Source organism: Pelomicrobium sp. (genome assembly GCF_036803785.1).
Classification (GTDB): domain Bacteria; phylum Pseudomonadota; class Gammaproteobacteria; order Burkholderiales; family UBA6910; genus Pelomicrobium.
Window position 1 is genome coordinate 1 of the sequence record NZ_DAIRTR010000111.1, and the last position, 9,732, is coordinate 9,732.

Annotated in this window: 8 protein-coding genes and 1 pseudogene; 7 read left to right on the forward strand and 2 right to left on the reverse strand. The window is 61.8% G+C overall.

Annotated features, from left to right (window positions below; genetic code table 11):
* Window positions 1-150: 150 nt before the first annotated feature.
* Window positions 151-1,239: a PA0069 family radical SAM protein gene (locus tag V7Q81_RS12090; protein WP_333843624.1), complete on the reverse strand. Its 1,089-nt coding sequence runs from the start codon at window positions 1,237-1,239 to the stop codon at window positions 151-153.
* A gap of 1,255 nt (window positions 1,240-2,494) precedes the next feature.
* On the opposite strand from V7Q81_RS12090, the gene V7Q81_RS12095 reads away from it, so the two are divergent.
* The 4 genes from V7Q81_RS12095 to V7Q81_RS12110 all read left to right on the forward strand — a co-directional run bounded on the left by V7Q81_RS12095 (window position 2,495) and on the right by V7Q81_RS12110 (window position 6,208).
* Window positions 2,495-2,938 carry a GNAT family N-acetyltransferase gene (locus tag V7Q81_RS12095; protein ID WP_333843627.1) on the forward strand — a complete coding sequence of 148 codons (444 nt, stop codon included), beginning with the start codon at window positions 2,495-2,497 and terminating at the stop codon, window positions 2,936-2,938.
* A gap of 187 nt (window positions 2,939-3,125) precedes the next feature.
* Entirely contained in the window at window positions 3,126-3,446 is a 321-nt protein-coding gene (gene sugE / locus V7Q81_RS12100; protein ID WP_333843630.1) for a quaternary ammonium compound efflux SMR transporter SugE, read from the forward strand.
* A gap of 432 nt (window positions 3,447-3,878) precedes the next feature.
* Window positions 3,879-4,547: a YceH family protein gene (locus V7Q81_RS12105; protein WP_333843633.1), complete on the forward strand. Its 669-nt coding sequence runs from the start codon at window positions 3,879-3,881 to the stop codon at window positions 4,545-4,547.
* Window positions 4,548-5,188: 641 nt separating this feature from the next.
* A complete protein-coding gene (locus V7Q81_RS12110) occupies window positions 5,189-6,208 on the forward strand; it encodes a M28 family peptidase (RefSeq protein ID WP_333843636.1) in 1,020 nt (339 codons plus the stop codon).
* Between the two features lie 567 nt (window positions 6,209-6,775).
* Here the strand turns inward: V7Q81_RS12110 and V7Q81_RS12115 are convergent.
* A pseudogene (locus V7Q81_RS12115) lies at window positions 6,776-7,754 on the reverse strand (integron integrase).
* A 147-nt stretch (window positions 7,755-7,901) separates the two neighbouring features.
* On the opposite strand from V7Q81_RS12115, the gene V7Q81_RS12120 reads away from it, so the two are divergent.
* The 3 genes from V7Q81_RS12120 (at window position 7,902) to V7Q81_RS12130 (ending at window position 9,683) form a co-directional block, all read left to right on the forward strand.
* On the forward strand, window positions 7,902-8,339 hold the full coding sequence (locus V7Q81_RS12120; protein ID WP_333843638.1) for an SRPBCC domain-containing protein: 438 nt from the start codon (window positions 7,902-7,904) through the stop codon (window positions 8,337-8,339).
* A gap of 106 nt (window positions 8,340-8,445) precedes the next feature.
* A complete protein-coding gene (locus tag V7Q81_RS12125; protein ID WP_333843641.1) occupies window positions 8,446-9,018 on the forward strand; it encodes a dihydrofolate reductase family protein in 573 nt (190 codons plus the stop codon).
* A gap of 92 nt (window positions 9,019-9,110) precedes the next feature.
* Complete coding sequence (locus V7Q81_RS12130; protein ID WP_333843643.1) at window positions 9,111-9,683, forward strand: winged helix-turn-helix domain-containing protein; 573 nt, start codon at window positions 9,111-9,113, stop codon at window positions 9,681-9,683.
* Window positions 9,684-9,732 lie beyond the last annotated feature (49 nt).

Below are 9,732 nucleotides of genomic sequence, written 5' to 3' on the forward strand. Positions count from 1 at the left end.
AGATCATGGTCTCGCGCGAACTGGGCGACCCCTTCCGCCGCGACGCCCTGTCTAAACCCAAACGACTGCTGGAAAAGTACAAAGACTACGTGTAACACCCCAGAGGGCGCCGGCGCTCGAAGGCAAAACCCCCGCGCGGACCCATCTCGCTCAGAACAAATCGAGTTGGGAGGCCGCCTTGGGGGGCCGGAAGCGGGAAGTGTCCAGGGGCGGCTGCGCCCGGTTGAAGCCCAAGCGCTTGCAGGCAAGCTGGAAGCGCCTCGCGATCAGCTCGGCAAATGGGCCGGTGCCCCGGTGGCGCACGCCATAGGTGGCGTCGTAGTCCCGCCCGCCCCGCATCTGGTGGATGAGGCGCATGACATGGGTGGCCTTCCTCGGAGCATGAACCTCGAGCCAGGTCTTGAAGAGGGGCGCCACCTCGTGGGGCAACCGCAGGAGCACGTAACCCGCCATGGTGGCCCCCGCCTCCCGGGCTTGCTCCAGCACCTGTTCCATGAAGCGGTCGGTGAGAAAGGGGATCACCGGGGCCACCATGACGCCCACGGGAACACCGGCTGCGGAAAGGCGTCGGATCGCCTCCAGGCGCCGCAGCGGGGCGCAGGCTCGGGGCTCCAGGCGTCGGGCAAGCGAGTTATCCAGGTTGGTGACCGAGACGAAGGCCCGGACCAGGTTCTTCTCCGCCATGGGAGCCAGTAGATCGATATCCCGCTCGATCAGGGCGTTCTTGGTGATGATGCCAAAAGGATGCTCGCATTCCCTCAGCACTTCCAGGATCGCGCGGGTGATCTTGAGCTGCCGCTCGACGGGCTGGTAGGGATCGGTGTTCGCACCGATGGCGATGACCTCGGGCCGGTAAGACGGTGCCGAAAGCTCCTTGCGCAGCAGCGCCGCCGCGTTCGCCTTGGCGTAGAGCTTGGTTTCGAAATCGAGCCCGGGGGACAGGCCCCAGTAGGCGTGGGAGGGGCGGGCATAGCAGTACACACACCCATGCTCGCATCCCTGGTACGGGTTGATGGAGCGGTCGAAGGCGAGATCGGGCGATGCGTTGCGGGTGAGGATGCTCTTCGCCTGGACAAGGGTCACCTCGGTCTTAAGGGAAGAGGGCCCTTGCTCCTCGTGCGCCCAACCGTCGTCGAATGCCTCCCGTCCCCACCGCTCGAAACGCCCCTGGAGGTTGGAGGGAGCGCCGCGGCCCTTGCGGAGCTCAGGTGGACGAGCGGGTTGTCTTGGGGAAGACATGTCCGCTAAGCAGATTGCCTATCGCGCGCCTGGAGAGAAAGCCTCAGGGCATCCCCCAAGCGCGTCCTTCCTAGATTTACCGGCGGGCATCCAGCATCGCGCTGAAGATCGCCGATCCACGCCGTCATTCGCTGCGCAATGCGCGCCATGGGTCGGCGAGGGCGGCCACATGCCACATCTCTTACCGCCCAAACTGCCCTCTTCTTCCATGGGGATCGGACCGCAATACGCTCGGGCCGCCTCTTTGAGCTGCACGGGCCCACCCCAGCTCGCTTGGCAGCCCGCGAAATTTAGAATCTTATGGGGGCAGGCTTTCCGCGCAACGCCCTCGATGGGGCTTGCTATGCCCGACTGTTCCCGTGTAATGGGCTTGAAGACGGTGAGCTCGTCATCCATGGAAACATCCGCCATCGTCTCCAATTGGTCAGATGGATCGTCTTTGCGTGCACTGCCCGGGAAGCAGACAATAAGACCTTGCTGCCAATCGACGATTCGTTCATCGCCTGTTCCACAGCGCGCCACCCGCGAGTGGAAGGGCCCTCCGCTTCGTCTAGTAGCTGGATCCGGGGCGACTTTCCAACTTCCTGCCACCTCTTTCCCTCCACTGGCACGAATGGCACGAACCGAGGGGAACTGATTTTTTATACAGTATCCTATCGATATCACAAAATCAAGACGATAATGGCAAATAGGCGTTCTTGGCTGATCGAATGGACCTGATTCAGGCGCATGGCGGGGCTCGGCGTAAGACCTTGACGGGCCGCTCATGAAGACGGTCAGCATGGGGCGACCGTCCTTCGCACGGCTTTTTTTAGTGCCCTTTGCTGCGACGGGTCACCCGGGGCTCATGGTCGCCCTCTTCGCCCGGCTCGAGAGCCGAATACCAGGAACTTCCTCGCCGGGTCATGAAAGTGCCCGCGTACGCCCTCCGCTGACTGTAACGGATCCAATGTCTTGTCGCAGACGAACCCATGGCTCCGGCCTCTCGCTCGATGGGGCCCCCCGATCAGGCGAGCCGAAACGGAGCCATCTAGACAAGATCAAAGAAACCGCCCGGTGTGTAGGCTCTCTCGGCGGGCATACCGGCGCTTGGCATCCTCCACGTTCCCGCGACACGATTCGACCCAGATGCGGCTCTGCCTCCGGAAGGGCTGCCGGATCGTGGATTCCCCTTGAGTCTGCAGTAGCCGCTTCCCCGTCGCGGGCGCCCGAATTACCATGTCGGGCGCTGACATCTTCCGTTTGACGCACGTCCATGAACCAGGATACGGACGCTCTCTGCGTACGAGCGCTCGAGGCGCAGGATCTGGCGGCCGCTTATGCCGTGCTGCGGCAGTTGCGCCCCCATTTGACCTGGGAGCTATTCCTCGAGCGCCTCGCTCGCCAGCAACGGTCCCATGGCTACACGCTGATCGGCGCCTTCCAGTCGGGCAAGCTGGTGGGGGTCCTGGGTATGCGGCCGCTCGAGACCATGGCTCGCGGGCAACACCTGCATATCGACGATCTGGTGGTGGCCAACCAGGCCCGCCGCCGCGGCGTTGGCCGGCAGCTCCTCCTCTACGCCGAGCGCACCGCCCGGGAGCGGGGGTTTGATGCCGTCTTTCTTGACAGCCGGGCGGAGGCCCTCCCGTTTTATGCTGCCTTGGGATACCGGCCTCACACAGCGACGGTAATGCGCAAGGATTTCGTCGAAACATAACCCGGCATAGGGCCTTTCGCTGACGGCGCCGGGCGCGGCGCCATTTGAAGCCAGTCTTGTGCTACGATCGCCCACTCGGTGCGGGCCGGTTCCCACACAAGGGGGACGCGGTCGAGGAAACGGCAGTCCCCCTCTGGGTTAAGCGACACCGCAGACATCAAACGCAAGACAAGCCGGAAAAGATGCCATGGCATGGTCTCTCCTGATCGTTGCGGGTTTGTTCGAAATCGCCTGGGCCATCGGATTGAAATATACGGATGGCTTTACCCGCTTCTGGCCTTCTTTGGCCACGGGTTTTGCCATGATCGCTAGCGTAGTTCTGCTGGGACTGGCGGTCCGCACGCTTCCCGTCGGCACCGCTTACGCCGTCTGGACGGGGATCGGCGCCGCGGGGACCTTTGCCCTTGGCATCATGCTGTTCGACGAACCCGCCACGGCGGGAAGAATCTTGTGCGCGGCCCTGATCGTCGGAGGCATCCTTGGCCTCAAGCTCACCCATGCCTCCTGAGCCCCGGGGGGCACTGAAGCCGATTGCGAAGGCTGAGGCATGAAGGAGGCAGTCGAACACCTTCCCCTCGTCGAAGCATAGAATGCACTGCCTCGCCCGTCTTCGTTCCAATGACCGTCACAGGGCGGCCCGTGTCACCATGGCACGAGCGGAGTTTTCGAGCAGCGGATGGCGCCAGCAGGCGCCGCAGTCTCTGCGCACTGGCTGCTCCGATAGCCGGGTTGCCGTCCGCGAGATCGTGGATCTCCTCCGGGAGCGCTTTTCGTCCACCGACACCTCGCCTCCAGGGTGGTGGTCCACACTGACCTCAACTCAAAAGGGCGAGCGATGCCAGGCTGCCCTCGGCAGGCTCGGCGAAACTATCTCCCCATCGCCGCGCCGGGTCTGTCTCTTCCTCGACCCATAACGGTGTGCTCGGAACCCTGCGCGACCATGCCGAATGCCTCGACGCCCCTGCTCTCTCCCGTCGAAGCCCGAATCCTCGCGGTGCTAGTGGAAAAGCAGCGCACCGTGCCGGATGCCTATCCCTTGAGTCTCAACGCCTTGGTGGCCGGCTGTAACCAGAAGAGCAGCCGGGAGCCGGTGATGTCCCTGGAGGAGGCCGAAGTGCAGGCGGCGCTCACGCGACTCAAGGCGCAAAGCCTGGTCATCGAATCGAGCGGCGGACGGGTGATGCGCTACGCCCACAACATGGAGAAGGCCTGGCAGATCCCGTCCCAATCGGTGGCCCTGCTAGCGGTGCTGATGCTGCGCGGCCCCCAGACTCCCGGTGAGCTGCGCCTCCACTGCGAGCGGCTGCACAAGTTCGCCGATCTTTCGGCGGTGGAGGGTTTCCTGCGAGAGTTGGCCCAGCGCCCGGCCGGGGCCCTGGTAGCCGAGCTGCCCCGTTCGCCCGGCATGCGGGAGAGCCGTTGGACCCACCTGCTGTGCGGAACGCCTTCCCCGGCAGAACGCGCTTCCCCTGCCACGGCGGGGGAAGCGATGCGGGCCGAGACGGACGTCTCCGGCCTCCTGGAGCGGGTCGCCCGGCTCGAGGCCGAGGTCGCAGCGCTAAAGGCCCGGGTGGCCGAGCTGCGGACAAGTCGCGACGACCTCCCGTGACCCGCGCCCTCAGGCTCCCCGGGGGCGTGTTCTGCGCGCTCGCGCCCGCGACCTGGCGCAAAGCAATGCCGTCAAGGCTTGCGCCGCCTTCGAGACACGACCCCGGGGCGAACGCAACGCCCAATGCCCCCGCCTTGGGAAGTAAAGCGCTTTCCAGCCCGAATCGAGAAGAGGGATCGGGCCGAACAGCCCCCCGGACCAGCGTCTCCCGGGTGATCTGGATTATCTGAGGGGATCTGGTCGGACCCTTAGGCGCACAGGTCACCGCCAGGCAGGGCACAGAAGTGCTGGGACGGGCACCGGGTGAGAATAAGCTTTTCCACGCCGGCTCCAACAGCGGGCGCCGGCACTCTCGAGCACCTGGATTGTGACTTCGGGGTGATTTGGAGATCCGCTCCGAGCATGGCGCCTCCTTGTCACAAAACGGAGGAAAACAGGCGGCAGGGGAGACTGGACGAAGGCCCTTCAATTCCTTGAGCCTCCGATAAATGCTTGGAAGCTACGTCGCCATTGGAAGCACGGCAGCGCCCGTTCTAGCGCACCGGAGCGCCGCTTCCGGAGGGACACTGCGTTTCGCCGCGTTCTTGCCGTCCGGCCTCCTTTTGCGCTGCGCTTTGACAAAACCCTCTCCGGATGGATGAATGACGCCGATGCGGTCCGCGGCATGGCAGTGGCTTGGTCTGAGCCTCATCGCGGCGGGCCTGGCGGTCGCCTTCGCCGTACGCTTCATGACCGGCATGCCGGGAAAAGCTTTCACAGGCCCTTCTCCACCCCTCTCGGCGGAAGAAAGGCTTCTACGCGATCAACTCGAGGGGCATGTCCGCACCCTGGCAGGCGAAATCGGCGAGCGCAGCCTTTGGAACCCTGCCGGCCTGGAAGCGGCGGCCCGCTACATCCGGGACGCTTTCGAACGGGAAGGCTGGCAAGTGAGCGAGCAGCCGTACCGGGTGGAGGGGCGGCAAGTGCGGAACATCGAGGCAGCTAAACCCGGCATTTCCAACCCCCAAGCGATCGTCCTGGTCGGCGCCCACTACGATTCCCTCGTCGGCACACCGGGCGCCAACGACAACGCCACCGGCACGGCGGCCTTGCTTGCGCTCGCTCGACTGCTCAAGGAGCGGCCTCTGGCGCGCACCGTTCGCCTGGTGGCCTTCGTCAATGAAGAGCCGCCCTTCTTTCATACCGATGTCATGGGTAGCCGGATCTACGCCCGGCGCGCGCGGGAAAAGAAGGAAAACATCGTGGCCATGCTCTCCCTGGAGACAATCGGCTACTATACGGAGCGCCCGAACAGCCAGTCCTACCCCGCCGGGCTCGGACTCTTCTACCCCGACACGGGCAACTTCCTTGCCTTCGTGAGCAACCTAGCTTCCCGGGGGCTGCTTCGTCGGGCGATCCAAGCGTTTCGCGAAAGCACGCCCTTCCCCTCCGAAGGTGGGGCCGTGCCAGGCTGGGTGATGGGGGTGAGCTGGTCGGACCATGGGTCCTTCTGGAAGGAGGGTTACCGGGCCATCATGGTGACCGACACCGCCCTGTTTCGCTATCCCTATTACCACTCCCCCCAGGACACGCCGGACAAGGTCGACTACGAGGCCATGGCGCGGATCGTGAACGGTCTTGCCCACGTGGTGGTCGATCTGGCTGATGGGGATCCCTTTTAATTCGGAGCGGGCGTGACCCGCGATCTGGAGGTGCCCAAGCGCACCCGCGCCGCGGCCAATGCCGGGGCCAGCATCTCATGCCCCCATTGCCAGGAGCCTCCCGCTCAGATGCGCGCTCCCCGATCTTTATCGCCCGGTCACAACGCCTCTGTCCCTGCAGCCGCGGAAAGAAGCGCAAGGACCGCCGCGGTGCCGCTGGCGTGAGCCTTTCCGCGCAAGCCCTCGAGCGAACTCGAGCCCTCTTGCTGGCGGGCCGCACCGCGGAGGCTGAGCCCTTCCTGCGGCGCATGGCCACGAAATATTCCCAAGATGCGGCCGTGTGAAGTCTGCTTGCTTAGTGCGCCCACTACCCGGGGCGCAGGGAAGCGGCGACGGCCGCCCTGGCCCACGGGCATAGCACGTATCAGGCCAACTTAGCTCTGCGGCTCGTCGAAGCCGGCCGGCGAGCCGGATCGGCGCGGCTGCTGCGCCGTGGGCTCGAGCGCTCGCCTTTGCCCGCGATGCCCTCTCGGGCTGCTGTGACCTGCTCGCCTGGATCGAAAAGAAGGAGCTCCCGGCGGTGGAGTCTCAGGTATCCAGGGGACTTACTACACCCCGCCCGCCCCGATTCAACACGTGCGTATAGACCATGGTCGTGGACACATCCTTATGGCCCAGGGGCTCTTGCACCGTGCGGATGTCGTAACCCACCTGCAAAAGATGCGTGGCGAACGAATGCCGAAGGACATGCGGCGTCACCGGTTTGTGGATACCGGCCAGCCGGGCCGCTTCGCGTACTGCGCGTTGGACGCTGTGCTCGTGAATGTGATGTCTATGTTCGATGCCGCTGCAGGGATCCACAGAACGAACTGGCGAAGGAAACACATACTGCCAGCCCCGGGCCCTCGCGGCATGGGGATATTTCACCGACAGCGCGTTGGGTAGATAAATCTCCCCAAAGCCTGCTACCAGATCGCGCTCGTGCAAAGCCTTCACTTTCTACAAGTGCGCCCGCAAAGGAAGGATCATGTTTTCCGGCAACACCGTTACCCTATCCTTGTTCCCATTTCCCTCCCACGCGATGATCTCGCGGCGCGTGAATTCGATGCCCTTCACGCGAAGTCGCAACCCTTCGAGTAACCGCATGCCGGTGCCATACAACAGGCTGATGATAATCCCCATCGTCCCAGATGTGACATTCAGCAGCGGCCGCACCTCGGTTTGCGTGAGCACCATCGGCAGGCGTCTTGACGCCTTCGCGGGCACTGCCTCATCCAGCCACGGCAATTCGATGCCCAACACCTGCTTGTACAAAAACAGCAACGTGGCCCTGGCTGGTTCTGTGTCGAAGCCGACACATGACGCTCGGATGCTAGATAGGACAAAAATGCGGCCACCTTCTCCTCGCCATCTCTGCAGGATGCCGCTTGCCGTGAAAGAGGATGAACCTCCGCGCCCATTCGACATACGTATCTTCAGTTCGGATACTGTAATGCCGCAAGCGAATTTCCGTGCGCGAACGGTCTAGCAGTTTCGGCGACCGCTGAGCAGAGGTCTGAGGATCCATCCGCAAACATTTAGGTTTCTCTAAACAACAATACAAGTAAAAACCAATTTCGAGGCTAGAGCACACTGGTATTGGCGTTTACTTAGCCAACCCCATCCCGTAGGATAGGCGTTGCCTAAATTACGCTAGACAATCCATGAGTGGAAGATGAACACAGGAGAAAAGCTCATCGTTTGGCGGATTCACCTTCGATCTTCACCCGAGAAGGTCTACGAGATGATCGCTACTGACGAGGGCCGCCGGCGCTTCTGGGCCGAGTCAGCTGACGAGCGCGACGGGACGATCGATTTCCGGTTCCCGAACGGGATGACGCTCTCTAGCCGCATCCTCGAAGCGCTTCCCCCTAAGCGCTTCAGCGTCGAGTATTTCGCAGGTAGCCATACAACCTTTGAGTGCTCTGACGACGATGAGGGAGGAACAGACCTGACCCTGACCGACGCCGGCGTACCTCGGAAGTGGCGCTCCGAAACCGCAGTCGGCTGGGTCAGCGTACTGTTGGCGCTCAAGGCCGCTGTAGATTTCAACATCGACCTCCGTAATCATCATGGTGAACGCACCTGGGACCAGTCCTATGTCGACAACTGAGGGTCCTCACGTTCGTGGCTGTCTAACGGGCGCGTGGAACCGACCGCCTTTGGCGGCGGCTCACGCGCCAATCCGTTAGGCAGCAGCAAGTGTGAGCAAATCAACCATGAAGACCCAATATTACACAGCGACGAGCCTTGACGGCTTCATTGCGACAGAGGACGACTCGTTGGATTGGCTATTCTCTCTCGGTGATCTGAGTAGCACCAGCTACCCAGAGTTCATCTCAGGCGTGGGCGCACTAGCCATGGGGTCGGCAACCTACGAGTGGATCGTGCGTAACGCTGATCAGGTTCGAGCTCAGCTGGGTTCGGCGTGGCCATACTCTCAGCCGGCCTGGGTCTTTTCAAGTCGCAAGCTCCCTGTAATCGCAGGCGCGAACATTCGATTCGTGAGCGGAGATGTGCGCCCCGTACATGCTGAAATGCGTTCTGCTGCCGGCAGCAAGAACATCTGGATAGTCGGTGGCGGGGATCTCGCTGGCCAGTTCTTTAACGCGGGTCTGCTAGACGAACTGATCGTGCAGGTCGGGTCAGTTACCCTTGGCAGGGGCAAGCCGCTTTTCCCGCGCAGGGTCTTAAGCCCGGTACTGCGCTTGGTGTCTGTTCGTCAACTGGGCGTCGGTATGGCTGAGTTGCACTATGAAGTACATAAAGGCAATCTGGCCAGAGACGCCTAACAACAGCATGCAGTCGACGCCGCTGCGCGTCGCCACTGAGCCGCAGCGTTAGCCAACCCGAGCAATGATTGCAATGAATAACTGAGGAGAATATGGCGGTTCCTGATTTCCAAACCATCATGCTTCCACTCTTGGAGTGTTTTGGCGACGGTCAAGAGCATTCTACCCAAGAATTATTGGATAACCTTGCTAAAAGGTTCTCTCTTACTGAAGAAGAGCTGAATGCACTCTTACCAAGCGGTAAGCAAAAGATATTTTACAATCGGGTTGGCTGGGCAAGGACTTACTTGACCAAAGCGGGACTTCTTGAAATGTCGCGTCGCTCCTATTACAGGATAACAGACCGCGGTCGGCAAGTATTGGCTCGCAAGCCGCCACGGATTGATATGAAATTTCTTGAGCAGTTCCCCGAATATATTGAATTTCGGGAGCGTGAGAGCGGCCGACGTAAACCTAGTGAAATCACTAGTGAAGTGAGCGAGAAAACACCAGAAGAAATTCTTGAAGATGCATACGAAAGTATACGAGATGGGTTGGCTCAGGAATTATTGGGATTGGTAAAACAGAGTTCTCCCTCCTTTTTTAGCGTCTTGTCGTCGAACTTCTTGTCAAGATGGGATACGGTGGTTCTCGCCGGGATGCGGCAAGAGCAGTTGGCCACGTAAGCTTCCCCGTCAAGTAGACAGCCTATTACTGGAGTCCGCGGCAGTTGTG